Below are 14,952 nucleotides of genomic sequence, written 5' to 3'. Positions count from 1 at the left end.
GGGGAGAGGGTGCAAAAACTAAAAACGGCAACCGAAGTTGCCGTTTTGCTTTTACCTTACGCCTGCCATTCGTTTCTTACCAATGAACAGCCAGCCCAATCCCAGGGCAATGAACCACAGCGGCGTGACGATCAGCGCCTGACGGGTGTCATCTTCCAGCGTCAGCAGAACCAGAACGAACGCGAAGAACGCCATGCACACCCAGCACATCAGCTTGCCCAGCGGCATCTTATAGATCGATTTCTCATGCAGATGCGGACGCTGTTTACGATACACCAGGTACGAACAAAGGATGATCGTCCAGACGAACATAAACAGGATCGCCGAAACGGTGGTGATCATGGTGAACGCACCGATAACGCTCGGGTTCACGTAGAGCATTACCACCCCACCCAACAGGCACATGCAGGAGAACGTCAGCCCTTTCGCCGGAACAGCACGCTTAGAGAGCTTCGCGAACGCGCTCGGCGCAACGCCTTCCTGCGCCAGGCCAAACAGCATGCGGCTGGTTGAGAACACACCGCTGTTCGCCGATGACGCTGCAGATGTCAGCACCACGAAGTTAATCAGGCTCGCTGCCGCAGGCAGTCCCACCAGCACGAACAGTTCAACGAATGGGCTCTTGCTTGGCACAACCGAGCTCCACGGCGTCACGGACATAATAATGATCAACGCAAAGACGTAGAACATGATGATACGAACCGGAATGGAGTTGATTGCACGCGGCAGGGATTTTTCAGGGTCTTTGGTTTCCGCAGCGGTGGTTCCGACAAGTTCAATCCCCACAAAGGCAAATACCGCAATCTGGAAGCCGGCAAAGAAGCCGCTGATGCCTTTCGGGAACCAGCCGCCGTCATTCCACAGATGGGTAAACGAAGCCTGCACGCCGGTTGGCGACTGGAAGTGCGTCAGCACCATTACCAGGCCCACCACAATCAGCGCCACAATAGCGACAATCTTGATCATCGCGAACCAGAACTCCATCTCACCGAACATCTTAACGGTGGCGAGGTTGAGGCTCAGCAGCAGAACAATCACCGCCAGCGAAGCGACCCAGTCCGACAGCCCCGGGAACCAGAACTGCGCATAGGCAGTAATGGCGACGACATCCGCCATGCCGGTCACGACCCAGCAGAACCAGTAGGTCCAGCCGGTGAAATAACCCGCCCAGGGACCGAGCAGGTCGGAAGCAAAATCGCTGAAAGATTTGTATTCGAGGTTGGAGAGCAGCAATTCACCCATTGCACGCATCACAAAAAAGAGCATAAAACCGATGATCATATAAACAAAAATGATCGACGGCCCGGCAAGACTGATGGTTTTGCCTGAGCCCATAAACAGCCCGGTACCGATGGCACCCCCGATGGCGATAAGCTGAATATGACGGTTTGTGAGATTGCGCCGTAGCGACTGTTCAGACGTCGCCTCTTCTGTCGCGGCGACTTTGACCTGATCTACCATGTAATTTTCCTGTTTATGCCTGTCTGTGTTGTTAAGGCTCTTCTGGCCTTTAAAAACGTCAAATAAATGACGGTCCCTTTGTAAGGGTTTATCGATATTAGGTAAGAATCGGCGGGATGAATACTATGATTTAGATATTATGTTAATAATATGTTGGAAGTGAGTGTCATATCACTCATACAGCGCGTAACAGCTCACAAAAATACACGCAACAGTTTCGTTTGCAAGATAAAATATTGATTCCGACGTAACTATAGGTTTTAACACTATTTTCCTCTCCCCGGACGGAGAGAGGAAATAAGAAAAGCCGATTACAGGATTTCCAGCAGCTCGACTTCAAACACCAGGGTGCTAAATGGTGGGATGGACGCACCAGCGCCACGCTCACCGTACGCCAGGTTGTGTGGGATAGTCAGTTCCCATTTGGAGCCGACTGGCATCAGGGTCAGAGCCTCAATCCAGCCTGCGATAACGCCGTTAACCGGGAATTCAGCCGGTTCGCCGCGTGCAACAGAGCTGTCGAACACGGTACCGTCGATCAGCTTACCGGTGTAGTGTACGCGAACGTGGTCAGTGCGTGCCGGGATAGCGCCGTCGCCCTGGTTGATCACGCGGAACTGCAGGCCAGACTCGGTGCTGTTCACGCCTTCACGCTCACGGTTCTCTTCCAGATATTTCACGCCTTCTGCCGCCATCTCTTCGAAGCGCGCGCGACGCACAGCGTCCGCACGTTCGTGGATTTCACGCAGCGCACGGTGCACAACATCAACCGGAACGGCTGGCTGTTTGCCTTCCAGCGCGTCAGCGATACCCGCCACCAGCGCTTCTGGTAACAGACCTTCCAGGCCGGATTCGCTCAGTTGCTGTCCTACCTGCAAGCCGATACCGTAACTTGCCTGCGCTTCGATAGTGTCAAAAGTCGGGGTGGTCATGGGTTTTCCTTCCATCACATTTAAAGTAGCGGGCAGCATAGCAGCCATGCCCTTATGGGTAAAACTTTGTCTGAAGTTAAGGTGACAAACTGCGACGAAACAGAAACAATAGAGGTAACCAGGATTAATCCCGAATGGATGTCACGGATGTCGGGTTTGCTACGCCGTTCAGGCAGTTAGCGAACTATACTTCGGAGCACAGGATAAAAAAGACGCGGAGCAGGAGGAGAGCCATGCCCGGGCGATTTGAACTGAAACCTACCCTGGCGAAAATCTGGCATGCGCCGGACAATTTTCGCATTATGGACCCGCTACCTCCTCTGCATCGCAGAGGGATTATCATAGGCGCGCTGCTGGTGATCGTCGGTTTCCTGCTCCCTTCTGGCGGCGATAATGTCGACACCGCACCGGTCACCCGCAATGCGCAACTGGATCTTCAGTCGCAAACGCGCCCGCAGCCTGACACGCAACCCATGCAGACACAGCTTGTGACGCCGTCTAACGATCCGGGACAGGTTGCACCGGTTGAGCCAGAGCCTATTCAGGAAGAACAGCCGCAGGAGCAGGCCGCAGCCCCATCTGAACCCCAGACGCAGCAGCCAACCGGCATTGAGCAGCAATGGCGTTCCTACCGCGTGGAGGCGGGCAAAACGCTTGCTCAGCTGTTCCGCGACCATAACCTGCCGCCAACCGATGTCTATGCGATGGCTCAGGTAGAAGGTGCGGGTAAGCCGCTCAGTAACCTGCAGAACGGCCAGATGGTGCAGATCCGCCAGAATGCCAGCGGCGTGGTCACCGGGCTAACGATTGATACGGGTAATGGCCAACAGGTGCTGTTTACCCGCCAGCCAGACGGCAGTTTTATCAGAGCACGGTAATGGCGTAGGCCGGGTAAGGCGAAGCCGCCACCCGGCACTTTTGTTCTCAGGCACTCCGTTTATTCACCCACCAGATCCCCGAGCAGACCAGCACCAGCGCAATCGCGTATTTAATCTCAAGGATGTTTTCGCCAAGGAAAATAGCGGACAGTACCGTCCCGGCGACGGGAATCACAAAGTTGAACGGGGCAATCATACTGACGCGGTTCACTTTCAGTAGCGCGCTCCACAGGGCGAAGGCGACGGATGAGAGCAACGTCAGATACCCTAATACCGCCACCGCGGTAAGGCTATGCACCTCCAGCGTCCCGCCCGTTGCATATCCCCCTGCCACCAGCGCAAGACCACCAATGCCTAGCTGCCAGCCGGTCATCACCGTGGGATCAACCGTCTGGGAAATCCGTTTGCCGTAAAGCGTGGCGGCGGAGAGGATGAACGCCGCCAGCACCACAAACCCGTCACCATTCCAGACAAAGCGGAAATCACGAATACCACTGTGGAAATTCACCAGCATCACCCCGGCAAACCCCAGAATACAGCCCAGCGTTTTGTTATAGCTGAGCTTGTCGTTGTGGTAGATAAAATGCGCCAGCAGTACGCTGAAGAAGGTGCCGGTGGCGTTCATGATCGAGCCATTAACGCCCGTGGTGTATGCCAGCCCGATATAAAAGAAGGTGTACTGAATGGTGGTCTGCGTCAGTCCCAGGATCGTAAGCTGGCCAAACTGCGTGGGCGTGAGCCTGGCGATGGGTTTACGCTGTGCCAGCGCAAACAGCAGCAGCAGTGCTCCGGCAAACAGAAAACGGTATCCGGCAAAGACGACTTTTGACGGGATATCATCGGTTGCGATCTGAAAGAGTTCATAGCCACTTTTAATGGCCGGGTAAGAGCTACCCCAGAGCAGACAGCAGAGTGTGGCGCAGGCGTAAGCCACATTGCGACGGGCAAAGACAGGCGTAGACAGAGCGGTTTCCATGGCAAATCTCAAAGATAAAATTGCGTTTCATTTTATTATCAGAGAATGCGTCAGGAATCGCGACCATACAAGCTAAAAGAGAGGTTCGTCGGGCTTTAAAAAGCAAAACGCCGGCACAAGGCCGGCGCTTCGACGCGAGCAGAGTAAAAAATTACTCAGCTACAACGTTAACAACCAGTTTAGCGAACACTTCGCTGTGAACCTGGAAGTCAACTTCGTGCTCACCAGTGGTACGCAGAACGCCGTTCGGCAGACGAACTTCGCTCTTAGCCACTTTAACGCCTGCTGCAGAAACTGCATCAGCGATATCGCGGGTACCGATGGAACCGAACAGTTTACCTTCGTCGCCAGCTTTGGAAGCGATGGTAACAGTGCCCAGTGCGTTGATTGCTTCAGCGCGAGCGTTAGCAGCCGCCAGAACGTCAGCCAGTTTGGCTTCCAGTTCAGCACGACGTGCTTCGAAAAACTCTACGTTTTTCTTGGTAGCAGGAACAGCTTTGCCCTGTGGAACCAGGAAGTTACGAGCGTAGCCCGCTTTAACGTTTACCTGATCACCCAGGCTGCCCAGGTTTGCTACTTTATCAAGCAGAATAACTTGCATTACCTTATCCTCTTAAAGTCGTATTAATGGACCGTGCCCGATTACTGATGACGATCAGTGTACGGCAGCAGAGACAGGTAGCGAGCGCGTTTGATAGCGCGAGCCAGCTGACGCTGGTATTTTGCACGAGTACCGGTGATACGGCTTGGGACAATCTTACCGCTTTCGGTGATGTAGTTTTTCAGCGTTGCGATATCTTTATAGTCGATCTCTTGAACGCCTTCCGCGGTGAAACGGCAGAACTTGCGACGACGGAAATAACGTGCCATATGGCTAGTCTCCAGAATCTATCAAATCAATCTGCTCGGCATGCAGAACCATTTTGCTCAGACCGTTCTTTGCCTTGTGGCAAGAGATGAACCCCTGAACGATTACTGCACTACCGACCGTTAAACTGTGAGTAATGGCCTGGTTTTCGTGTCCGCTAATGATAACGGGCATTTGGCACCACGCCTGCCGGTGAAACCCGGCTTCCTCTTGCACAGAACGATGCTCAAGCACGAACTGGCAATGCGGAATTCCTGATGGACTGACCTTTCGAAGGGGAGCCCTGCATACGATGCCGGACAACGCCAGACGGTTGGTCATCAGAAATTACTCTTCAGAATCCCCAGCATCAGAATCATCTGCGGTTTCGTTTGCGAAATCATCGCGACGCTCACGGCGCTCGTCTTTCGCTTTAACCATCGGAGATGCTTCGGTAACTGCGTGTTTGGTACGCATAACCATGCTGCGGATAACGGCATCGTTGAAGCGGAAGGTAGTTTCCAGCTCATCGATCACTTCCTGCGGAGCTTCAACGTTCATCAGAACGTAGTGTGCTTTGTGCAGTTTGTTGATCGGGTAAGCCAGCTGACGGCGGCCCCAGTCTTCCAGACGGTGGATCGTACCTTCTGCACCAGTGATGGCAGCAGAGTAACGCTCGATCATACCCGGAACCTGTTCGCTCTGGTCAGGATGGACCATAAAAACGATTTCGTAATGACGCATCGAATTGCTCCTTACGGATTATTCAGCCTCCTGTCTGGGTCAGCCGAGGCCCGGGGAGGCAAGGAACGTGTTAAAGGTCGGCTGAAAAATTGACGCGTCATAATACTTGCGCCCCCCAGGAAACTCAAGCTGATTGCACAAATAATTCGCACAAACCGCAAAGCTGGTCTAAGTGGGTGATTTAAAATTAACCACATCAGGAAGCGTTGTTTTTTTGAACAACTGCATCAGAAATGGTCACGCATCCTCGCCGGATAAGTGATTACACTTTAATCAGAGACCATATAAATACCGGAGGGGAGCAAACAACCGTCTCACAGCACGCAGTCGTGGAGCGCATATCATGAAAAAAATCGCAATTGCCGTAATGGCTGCGCTTTTGCTCAGTGCAAACGCGATGGCAGCCATCAAGATAGACGGCCGACAGGCCAGAAACATGGATGATGTGCAGAGCTTAGGCGTTATTTACATCAATCACCATTTCGCCACAGAGAGCGAAGCAGATCAGGCGCTTAATAAAGAAACCGATGCTCAGGGGGCAAATTACTACCATGTCATTCTGATGCGTGAGCCCGGCAGCAATGGCAACATGCACGCCAGTGCAGATATTTACCGATAACGCTTTGACGCTAGCACCAGGAAAGCCAACAAAAAGAATATAGCCATCGTTTTACTTGCCCCCTGCCCGGGGGCTTTTTTTTATGAATGGCTCTGAAATACCACCGGTTACAACTGTTTTCGGTATTCCAGAGCACTTATTCACTTCTGCCCGTAATAGGCGTTTGGACCGTGCTTGCGCATGAAATGCTTGTTCATCAGGTAATCATCAATGCCCTGAAGCTGTGGGTTGATGCCGCGAGCGATCCACGCCATGCGTGCCACCTCCTCCATGACTACCGCGTTATGGACAGCGTCATGCGCATCTTTTCCCCAGGCGAACGGACCGTGCTGATAGACCACAATGCCCGGCGTATGCAGCGGTTCGCTCTCACCCAGCGTTTCGATAATGACGTTGCCGGTGTTGAGCTCATACTCGCCTTCCACTTCTGTCTGCGTGAGTGCCCGCGTGCACGGAATGTCACCAAAGAAGTAGTCCGCATGCGTGGTTCCAAGAGCCGGAATGGCCCGCCCCGCCTGCGCCCAGGCTGTGGCATGCGTAGAGTGCGTATGAACTACGCCGCCAAGAGAAGGGTAACGCCGGTAGAGCGCCAGATGGGTGGCTGTATCTGAAGAAGGGCGCCATTTGCCGTCGACAACGTTACCCTCAAGATCAACCACCACCATATCGTCAGGGCTCATGGCGTCATATGCCACGCCGCTAGGCTTAATCACCACGAGTCCCTGCTCTCGGTCGATAGCACTGACGTTTCCCCAGGTGAAGGTCACCAGCCCATAGCGAGGGAGATCCATATTAGCGTCAAAGACCTGCTGCTTAAGCTTAAGCATATTCAGCCTCCAGTAAGCCGGCCCGTGCCATACGTTCCCGTACCCAGTCGCGAGCATTAGTCACTTCACCTGCCGGGTCATCTGACGTTTCGCTCCACATCTCAATCAGGTAAGGTCCGCAATACCCCGCCTGTTTGAGCGTCTGGAAGCACCGTTCGAAATCCACCACCCCGGTGCCGAACGGAACGTTTTTGAATACCCCAGGACGCGTATCTTTGACATGAACCGCGACGATATGGCCCATCCCCGCCAGCAGTTCCATTTGTACGTCGTTATCCCACGCCGACAGGTTGCCGATATCAGGATAGAGCTGGAACCACGGATTGTTCAGGTAATGTGCGTAGCCCAACGCCTTGCTGATCGAGTTCATTAACGGATAGTCCATGATCTCCATCGCCAGCGTCACCTGCGCGCGGCTAGCCATTTCAACGCTCTCTTTCAGGCCATCACGAAAACGACGACGCGTTTCGTCATTGGCTTCCTGATAGTAAACGTCATACCCGGCAAGCTGTATCACGCGAATACCCACATCCTGCGCAAAACGAATGGCTTTACGCATGATCTCCAGCCCCTGCGCGCGCACCGTATCATCTTCACTGCCAAGCGGAAAACGACGGTGGGCACTGAGGCACATAGACGGCACGCGTACGCCCGTTTCGGCGACCGCACTCACCAGCGCCAGACGCAGCTCCTGGCTCCAGTCGAGGCGAGAAAGACGTTCATCGGTCTCATCCACGGACATTTCGACAAAATCGAAGCCCAACTGTTTCGCCAGTTTCAGCCGCTCCAGCCAGCACTCCCCCGCGGGGAGTGCCTTTTCATAGATGCCAAGCGGGACCTGTTTAGACAACATACCCGCTCCTTAGCCCCAAAGCTGAGCGATTGAACGTTTGAACTGACGTGCCGCTTCCACCGGAGACGCGGCATCACGAATGCTGCGACCCGCGATAAAGACGTGAATAGGGATACCTTTAAACAGCGGCAGATCTTCCAGTGCCAGGCCACCGGTAACGGTCACTTTAAAGCCCATGTCAGCAAGACGTTTAATGGCGCTGATATCCGCGTCTCCCCACGCCACGCCGGCGGCCTGCGCATCACGGCTGCGGTGATAAACGACCTGCTGAATGCCAGCATCGCGCCACGCCTGGGCCTGTTCCCAGGTCCAGAAACCGGTCAGTTCAATCTGCACATCGCCGTTGAACTCTTTCGCCACATCCAGCGCGCCTTTCGCGGTGTTGATATCTGCACAGCAGATCACAGTGACCCAGTCGGCATTGGCTTCAAAACACATGCGGGAGAGAATTTTGCCTGCATCGGCAATCTTGGCATCGGCCAGCACGATTTTATGCGGGTAGAGCGCTTTCAGATCGCGAACGGCGCGCACGCCTTCGCCTACGCACAGAATGGTGCCAACTTCAATAATATCCACCTCTTCCGCAATCAAGCGGGTGGTTTCATACGCATCGGACAGAGTCTGGTTATCCAGCGCGACCTGCAACATTGGTAATGACATTTTCAATTCCTTCTTAAACTGCCGCCGCTGTGGCGTTATCAATTAAATCCAGCACTTCCTGCTCAGTGCGGCAGGCGCGTAAACGATCAAAATTCGCTTCGTCATCAAACAGGTTAACGATCTGCATGATGCCAACCTCCTGATGGGTATTGGCATCGACGGCCGCCATGGTGATCAGAATGTCGACCGGGTCGTTATCTTCATGGTTAAACACCAAAGGCGTTTTCAGCGTTACCAGCGCGAAGCCGGTTTTCTTCACGCCCTCTTCCGGGCGACCGTGCGGCATTGCAAGGCCTGGCGCGATGACAAAATAAGGACCATGCTGCGCCACACCATCAAGAATGGCCTGGTAATACCGCGGTTCGACAACATCAGCCTTAACCAGCAGGTCCACGCTCAGCTTGACCGCCTCCTGCCAGGTGCTGGCCTCGGCCTGTAAAAGGATGGAGTTATTCTCTGCCAGCGAATCACGTAGTTTCATGTGGCGTCCTTACTTCACGTCCTGGGGGAAGTGCGCTTTGATCACTTCCAGCAGTTTTGGGCCGAAATCCGCAGGGGAGAGCATGTTGCGTACCCCCACGACATATTTGTTGCCAGAAACGCTAATTTCACCGGCGATATGGGTAGACGCGATGATGATATCGGCGCCGTTCAGTTCACTTTTGTATTCACCCACCGCGCAGCTGTTCACCGTGTGGTCAATGTTTGACTGGGTTAAAAACTGGTCCACTTTCATCTTCATGATCATGGAGCTACCTTGCCCATTGCCACACACAGCCAGGATACGTACGGTCATAATCGAAACTCCTTAGTAAGCAGAAACTTCTGCTGTTTGTTTTTCCGCATCTTCTTCAGCTCGCAGAGAACGGCCAGCGAAGAACATATAAGCCAGAGCAATCAGGATGATGACGGCCATAAAGACCAGCCCGACGGACGCAAAACCCTGCATCATTGGCGGTGCCAGGATTGACCAGTCCGCCATGCCCATCCAGGCGCTCATGCCGGTGAGCTTGACCGCCCACACGCAACCGAAGATCTCCACCATGCCCATCACCAGACAGATCTTGAGCGCCGCGCGCCAGCCGCCAAAGTGGTTAGCAAAGACGCCAATGGTGGCGTTGGAGAAGAACATTGGGATAAAGCCAGGAATAATCAGAATGGATGAGCCGCAGCCGACCAGAATGCCTACCGCAATCAGCTGGCCGATGGTGCCCCACATGAAGCCCCAGACCACCGCGTTTGGCGCAAAGCTGTAGATAGCCGCACAGTCAATGGCCAGCACCGCACCAGGAATCAGGCGTTGGGAGATCCCATTAAAGGCTTCAGACAGTTCGGCAACAAACATACGGACGCCCTGGGTAATGATGAAAATGGCTACCGCGAAGGAGAAACCGGTCTGCAGGATATAAACCGTCCAGTGCGTTTTCCCCGCCATCGCCTGTACTACATCAATCCCGAAGGAGAGCAGAATGGCGCCGAAGAAGATGGTCATCACAATGGCGGTTGAGACGATGTTGTCGTGGAAGATATTCAGCCAGCCCGGCAGCTTGAGATCTTCTACGCTGTCCTCTTTTTTACCCAGGTACGGTGCGACCTTGTAAGCGAGCCAGGCGGCGAATTGCTGCTGATGGCCGATGGAGAAACCGCAGCCGTCGGTGACCTCCTGCGTCGGCTTGTACATCATGTTGGAGGTGATACCCCAGTAGAGCGATACCAGCACGGCGGTGCAGATAATCGTGGTCCACATGGGGTAGCCGAAGATATAGAGAGACACCGCAATCAGCCCGGCCTGCTGGAACATAATGTGGCCAGTCAGCATGATGGTGCGGATGCCGGTAATGCGGCGCAGCAGAACGTAAATGATGTTCAACGCCAGCGCGAGCAGTACCGCGTAACCCACCCAACTGTAAGCATCTCCCATGCGGTCAATGGTGGCCATCATCGACGCGTAGGTGTCAGAGATGGCGCCGTTGATGCCATACACCTCCGACATCTTCGCAACCACAGGCTTAAAGGTGCTGGTCAGAATGCCTGAACCCGCCTGCAGCAGCATGAAACCGATGATGGTTTTGATTGTGCCTTTGATGATGACGCTGACGCTTTTGCGCAGAAGGATGTAGCCCAGGCACGTCACGATACCCAGCAAAAGCGGGGCGTTAGTCATTACCTGATTAAAGAACACGGTAAAGACGTTGTAGAGGATCTCCATAACTCTCTCCAGAAATGAGAACACGAGGGGGTAATCCCTGTTCGGTTGGTGCCATCACTCTATTAATCACAAATAATCACCACAAGATTGCATTTGATTATTTGTGACGTATCACGCAAATTATTTCCATGGTGTTAGTAATGATTTTCACTACCGATTCTCACGCATAAATTATTTCTTATAATTCATACAATTAATCATTGATAGCGGATATTCCAACAACGTAGAAATGGATTATATGTGACATGGCGAAGATAAATTTCCTCAATTTACTCGTTGCAAACCGATTCAAAGAGTGCCAGCATTAATCACAAAAAATCACCAAATGATTACTTTTGATTAAACCAGGAGTCAAAACGATGAGTAAAGTGAACACCATCACCCGTGAATCATGGATTCTGAGCACCTTCCCGGAATGGGGCAGTTGGCTGAATGAAGAGATTGAGCAGGAACAGGTTGCTCCTGGTACGTTTGCAATGTGGTGGCTGGGTTGCACCGGCATCTGGTTGAAATCCGAGGGTGGCGCCAATATTTGCGTTGATTTCTGGTGCGGTACCGGCAAACAGAGCCACGGCAATCCGCTGATGAAAAAAGGTCATCAGATGCAGCGCATGGCAGGTGTCGAAAAATTGCAGCCGAACCTGCGTACCACGCCGTTTGTTCTTGATCCTTTTGCCATTCGCCAGATCGACGCCGTCCTTTCCACCCACGATCATAACGATCACATCGATGTAAACGTGGCGGCAGCGGTGATGCAAAACTGCGCGGACGACGTGCCGTTTATCGGGCCGCAGACCTGCGTGGATCTCTGGATTGGCTGGGGCGTGCCGAAAGAGCGCTGCATCGTCATGAAGCCAGGCGACGTGGTGAAAATTAAAGACATTGAAATCCATGCGCTGGACGCCTTTGACCGCACCGCGCTGATCACCCTGCCTGCTGACCAGAAAGCCGCAGGCGTCCTGCCAGACGGCATGGATGAGCGAGCAGTGAACTATCTGTTTAAAACCCCCGGCGGTTCCCTGTACCACAGCGGTGATTCTCACTACTCCAACTACTATGCGAAGCATGGTAACGAGCATCAGATTGACGTGGCGCTGGGCTCCTACGGCGAGAACCCACGCGGCATCACCGACAAAATGACTAGCGCCGATATGCTGCGCATGGCGGAAGCACTGAACACCAAAGTGGTGATTCCTTTCCACCACGATATCTGGTCAAACTTCCAGGCCGATCCGCAGGAAATCCGCGTATTGTGGGAGATGAAAAAAGACCGTCTGAAGTATGGCTTCAAGCCATTTATCTGGCAGGTAGGCGGCAAGTTCACCTGGCCGCTGGACAAAGACAATCTCGAGTATCACTACCCACGCGGTTTCGATGATTGCTTCACCATTGAGCCAGACCTGCCATTCAAGTCATTCCTCTGATTGTGAAACCCCATCGCCAGACCTTGCGTCTGGCGATTTCATATTTATTTTAGTAATTTCACGCTATTTCAAATATCATCTTTTCAAATCAATTCTTATCGGAATAGCTCATGACGGAAGCGCAACGGCATCAAATATTACTGGAACTCCTGGCGCAAACAGGGTTTATCACCGTCGAGAAAGTGATCGAACGTTTAGGGATTTCCCCCGCGACGGCACGACGAGATATCAACAAGCTGGATGAGAGCGGTAAGCTGAAAAAAGTCCGTAACGGCGCGGAAGCCATCAGCCAGCAGCGCCCCCGCTGGACGCCGATGAACATCCATCAGGCGCAAAACCACGATGAAAAAGTGCGCATTGCCAGAGCCGCATCACAGCTGGTCAACCCGGGTGAGAGCGTGGTGATCAACTGCGGCTCCACGGCATTTCTGCTGGGCCGCGAGATGTGCGGTAAACCGGTGCAAATCATCACCAACTATCTGCCGCTGGCTAACTATCTTATCGATCAGGAACATGAAAGCGTGGTGATCATGGGCGGCCAGTATAATAAGAGCCAGTCCATTACCCTCAGTCCCCAGGATAGCGAAAACAGCCTCTATGCCGGGCACTGGATGTTTACCAGCGGCAAAGGCCTGACCGCGGACGGGCTCTACAAAACCGACATGTTAACCGCGATGGCAGAGCAAAATATGCTTAACGTCGTGGGCAAGCTCGTCGTACTGGTCGATAGCAGCAAAGTCGGCGAGCGAGCTGGCATGTTGTTCAGCCGCGCCGAACAGATTGACATGGTGATCACCGGCAAACATGCCAATCCAGAGATCCTGCAGAAGCTGGAAGATCAGGGCGTCAAAATTCTGCGCGTTTAAAGATGCTGGCGGAAAAAGTCCACCGTCGCGTCCAGCGCCGCTGGCGTGATACGGTGGCGAACTCCCGCTTCCCACAGACAGGTCAGGTTGCCGTCCAGCCCTTCGCGCTGTAGTGCCTGCTGGAGACGGAAGGTTTCGCCAGGGGGCACCACATCATCCGCGTCACCATGCCACAACAGCAACGGGCGATCGGCCAGACGCGGTAACGCCCGGGTCACTTCCCATTCGGCCAGCAACGCATCAATCTCCGTCGCGTCTTGCGGTGGAAACAGCGTTTTTGACAATGACGTAAAATAGCCCGAGCCCATCAGGCACGCCACAGAGGTCACCTCAGGATGACGAGCCATGATCCCGAGCGCCGTCATTCCCCCCATCGATGCGCCGGCCACCGACAGCCGTTGATCCGCCACCAGCCCCGCCTGGTAAAGCGCATCGCGCAGCCCGGCAAATTCGCTCAGGCTACCGTGCAAAATCTGCCAGAACTGCCCCAGTCGCACCTGTTCATCACCCGTAAAACGTGCACCGTGATCGGGTGCATCCGGCATCACAACCCGAAAACCGGCCTGCGCCAGCGCCACCGCAAAATAGCTGTAAACCAGCTTCGATGAAGTAAAGCCGTGATAAAAAATCACAACAGGCAGCGGGTGTGCACTTTTTCCCGCAGGGATAGCGTGTAATATTTCATGATTGCCGAGGCGGCGAGTTTCAATTTCAATCATTGTCGACCCTGTGCTGATGAATGATTCATAATGTTGAGAACTGGATTACGCTTTCACGATATTTTCATTCGAAATATACGTACCAGATAACACTTCGGGAACATTCCCCCAAAACTAAATTCGCAGACAACTACACTATGGCTATCAGGAAACGAGATATGGTTATGCGCAGGTTTGCTACTTTATTGTTGCTGGTTCTGCTCAGTGGCTGTAGTGCACTACAGGGGACACCGCAACCCGCTCCCCCGGTCGCCAACCATCCGCAGGAGATTCGTCGTAATCAGACGGAAGGATTACAACGAATGGGTACCGTCTCCGCGCTGGTTCGCGGATCCCCGGATGACGCAGAGGAGTCAATAAAGGCGCAAGCTGCCGCCGCCAAAGCAGATTATTACGTCATCATTATGATCGATGAAACCATCATTACGGGACAGTGGTATTCACAGGCTATTTTGTACCGTAAATAACGATCTTCATTTGAACGACATTTACACTGCTTTGCGTCCATAGACATTTTCCTGTCCACAATAAACTCCATGCCCGCGACAATGGAAGTGAGTTTATTTGCGAAGGAGTGCCCGGCGGATACCGGAGAAATGTGAAATGGAGCTGACAATGAAACGAACTCTTGCTTTGACCTCTCTGTTGCTCTCAGTAGGCCTTGTGAGCACGACTGCACAGTCAGCAGAATTCGCCAGTGCTGATTGCGTCACTGGCCTTAATGAAATTGGCCAGATCTCCGTCAATAACATTTCGGGGAGCCCGCAAGATGTTGAACGTGTCGTGGCACTAAAAGCCGATGAACAGGGCGCTTCCTGGTATCGAATTATTCAGATGCAGGAAGATAACCGCAGCGATCATTGGCGCGTACAGGCTATTCTCTACGTCTAATCACCTCCGATAAAAGCCACTTATTTTTAGTGGCTTTTCGTTTTTG

The 14,952-nt window shown here is 53.2% G+C and carries 20 protein-coding genes; 6 read left to right on the top strand and 14 right to left on the bottom strand.

The genetic code is table 11. The features are described 5' to 3' along the window. Positions 1 to 51: 51 nt before the first annotated feature. Positions 52 to 1,461 (bottom strand): D-serine/D-alanine/glycine transporter, encoded by a 1,410-nt coding sequence (gene cycA, locus M8370_RS16165; RefSeq protein ID WP_013095311.1) that lies wholly within the window; start codon positions 1,459 to 1,461, stop codon positions 52 to 54. Positions 1,462 to 1,772: 311 nt separating this feature from the next. Continuing rightward, positions 1,773 to 2,393: a BamJ family beta-barrel-assembly machinery protein gene (gene bamJ, locus M8370_RS16160; RefSeq protein ID WP_008502892.1), complete on the bottom strand. Its 621-nt coding sequence runs from the start codon at positions 2,391 to 2,393 to the stop codon at positions 1,773 to 1,775. Between the two features lie 233 nt (positions 2,394 to 2,626). Here bamJ and M8370_RS16155 point away from each other — a divergent pair, with 233 nt between their 5' ends. Further along, a complete protein-coding gene (locus M8370_RS16155; RefSeq protein WP_029882394.1) occupies positions 2,627 to 3,271 on the top strand; it encodes an OapA family protein in 645 nt (214 codons plus the stop codon). A 46-nt stretch (positions 3,272 to 3,317) separates the two neighbouring features. Here M8370_RS16155 and M8370_RS16150 read toward each other — a convergent pair whose 3' ends face one another. The 5 genes from M8370_RS16150 to rpsF form a co-directional block, all read right to left on the bottom strand. After that, positions 3,318 to 4,247, bottom strand: coding sequence for a DMT family transporter (locus M8370_RS16150; protein WP_013095309.1), 930 nt, complete (start codon positions 4,245 to 4,247; stop codon positions 3,318 to 3,320). Positions 4,248 to 4,398: 151 nt separating this feature from the next. After that, complete coding sequence (gene rplI / locus M8370_RS16145; RefSeq protein WP_008502894.1) at positions 4,399 to 4,848, bottom strand: 50S ribosomal protein L9; 450 nt, start codon at positions 4,846 to 4,848, stop codon at positions 4,399 to 4,401. A 41-nt stretch (positions 4,849 to 4,889) separates the two neighbouring features. Continuing rightward, complete coding sequence (rpsR, locus tag M8370_RS16140; RefSeq protein ID WP_000135199.1) at positions 4,890 to 5,117, bottom strand: 30S ribosomal protein S18; 228 nt, start codon at positions 5,115 to 5,117, stop codon at positions 4,890 to 4,892. Between the two features lie 4 nt (positions 5,118 to 5,121). Next, positions 5,122 to 5,436, bottom strand: coding sequence for a primosomal replication protein N (gene priB, locus M8370_RS16135; RefSeq protein WP_008502895.1), 315 nt, complete (start codon positions 5,434 to 5,436; stop codon positions 5,122 to 5,124). Between the two features lie 6 nt (positions 5,437 to 5,442). Continuing rightward, positions 5,443 to 5,838: a 30S ribosomal protein S6 gene (gene rpsF, locus M8370_RS16130; RefSeq protein WP_003856034.1), complete on the bottom strand. Its 396-nt coding sequence runs from the start codon at positions 5,836 to 5,838 to the stop codon at positions 5,443 to 5,445. A gap of 343 nt (positions 5,839 to 6,181) precedes the next feature. Here rpsF and yjfY point away from each other — a divergent pair, with 343 nt between their 5' ends. Continuing rightward, complete coding sequence (gene yjfY, locus M8370_RS16125) at positions 6,182 to 6,457, top strand: DUF1471 family protein YjfY (protein WP_038418536.1); 276 nt, start codon at positions 6,182 to 6,184, stop codon at positions 6,455 to 6,457. Positions 6,458 to 6,597: 140 nt separating this feature from the next. Here the strand turns inward: yjfY and M8370_RS16120 are convergent, their stop codons facing one another. The 6 genes from M8370_RS16120 to ulaA are packed head-to-tail and all read right to left on the bottom strand — an operon-like array spanning position 6,598 to position 11,006. Further along, on the bottom strand, positions 6,598 to 7,284 hold the full coding sequence (locus tag M8370_RS16120) for an L-ribulose-5-phosphate 4-epimerase (protein ID WP_013095307.1): 687 nt from the start codon (positions 7,282 to 7,284) through the stop codon (positions 6,598 to 6,600). Then, positions 7,277 to 8,137 (bottom strand): L-ribulose-5-phosphate 3-epimerase, encoded by an 861-nt coding sequence (locus tag M8370_RS16115; protein ID WP_250021377.1) that lies wholly within the window; start codon positions 8,135 to 8,137, stop codon positions 7,277 to 7,279. Before M8370_RS16115 ends, M8370_RS16120 begins: the two co-directional genes overlap by 8 nt. 9 nt (positions 8,138 to 8,146) lie before the next feature. Beyond that, positions 8,147 to 8,797, bottom strand: a complete 651-nt coding sequence (gene ulaD / locus M8370_RS16110; protein ID WP_013095305.1) for a 3-keto-L-gulonate-6-phosphate decarboxylase UlaD — start codon at positions 8,795 to 8,797, stop codon at positions 8,147 to 8,149. A 13-nt stretch (positions 8,798 to 8,810) separates the two neighbouring features. After that, a complete protein-coding gene (gene ulaC, locus M8370_RS16105; RefSeq protein ID WP_013095304.1) occupies positions 8,811 to 9,278 on the bottom strand; it encodes a PTS ascorbate transporter subunit IIA in 468 nt (155 codons plus the stop codon). Between the two features lie 9 nt (positions 9,279 to 9,287). Then, positions 9,288 to 9,593, bottom strand: coding sequence for a PTS ascorbate transporter subunit IIB (gene ulaB / locus M8370_RS16100; RefSeq protein ID WP_004109091.1), 306 nt, complete (start codon positions 9,591 to 9,593; stop codon positions 9,288 to 9,290). A gap of 12 nt (positions 9,594 to 9,605) precedes the next feature. Then, a complete protein-coding gene (ulaA, locus tag M8370_RS16095; protein ID WP_250021375.1) occupies positions 9,606 to 11,006 on the bottom strand; it encodes a PTS ascorbate transporter subunit IIC in 1,401 nt (466 codons plus the stop codon). A gap of 359 nt (positions 11,007 to 11,365) precedes the next feature. Between ulaA and ulaG the strand changes: the two genes are divergently transcribed. Next, a complete protein-coding gene (gene ulaG, locus M8370_RS16090) occupies positions 11,366 to 12,430 on the top strand; it encodes an L-ascorbate 6-phosphate lactonase (protein WP_010427455.1) in 1,065 nt (354 codons plus the stop codon). A gap of 110 nt (positions 12,431 to 12,540) precedes the next feature. After that, positions 12,541 to 13,296 carry an HTH-type transcriptional regulator UlaR gene (gene ulaR, locus M8370_RS16085; protein WP_013095301.1) on the top strand — a complete coding sequence of 252 codons (756 nt, stop codon included), beginning with the start codon at positions 12,541 to 12,543 and terminating at the stop codon, positions 13,294 to 13,296. On the opposite strand, the gene yjfP is transcribed toward ulaR, so the two are convergent. Next, complete coding sequence (gene yjfP / locus M8370_RS16080; protein WP_250021373.1) at positions 13,293 to 14,015, bottom strand: esterase; 723 nt, start codon at positions 14,013 to 14,015, stop codon at positions 13,293 to 13,295. The genes ulaR and yjfP overlap by 4 nt on opposite strands. Before the next feature lie 137 nt (positions 14,016 to 14,152). On the opposite strand from yjfP, the gene bsmA reads away from it, so the two are divergent. Beyond that, positions 14,153 to 14,482, top strand: a complete 330-nt coding sequence (bsmA, locus tag M8370_RS16075; RefSeq protein WP_250021371.1) for a biofilm peroxide resistance protein BsmA — start codon at positions 14,153 to 14,155, stop codon at positions 14,480 to 14,482. 136 nt (positions 14,483 to 14,618) lie between these two features. Continuing rightward, positions 14,619 to 14,906 carry a DUF1471 family protease activator YjfN gene (gene yjfN / locus M8370_RS16070; protein ID WP_013095298.1) on the top strand — a complete coding sequence of 96 codons (288 nt, stop codon included), beginning with the start codon at positions 14,619 to 14,621 and terminating at the stop codon, positions 14,904 to 14,906. The last annotated feature ends 46 nt before the right edge of the window (positions 14,907 to 14,952 follow it).

Source organism: Enterobacter cloacae complex sp. OE43NF (assembly GCF_023544405.1).
In the GTDB taxonomy this organism is placed as follows: Bacteria; Pseudomonadota; Gammaproteobacteria; order Enterobacterales; family Enterobacteriaceae; genus Enterobacter; species Enterobacter cloacae.
This window is presented reverse-complemented; position numbering and strand designations above follow the sequence as displayed.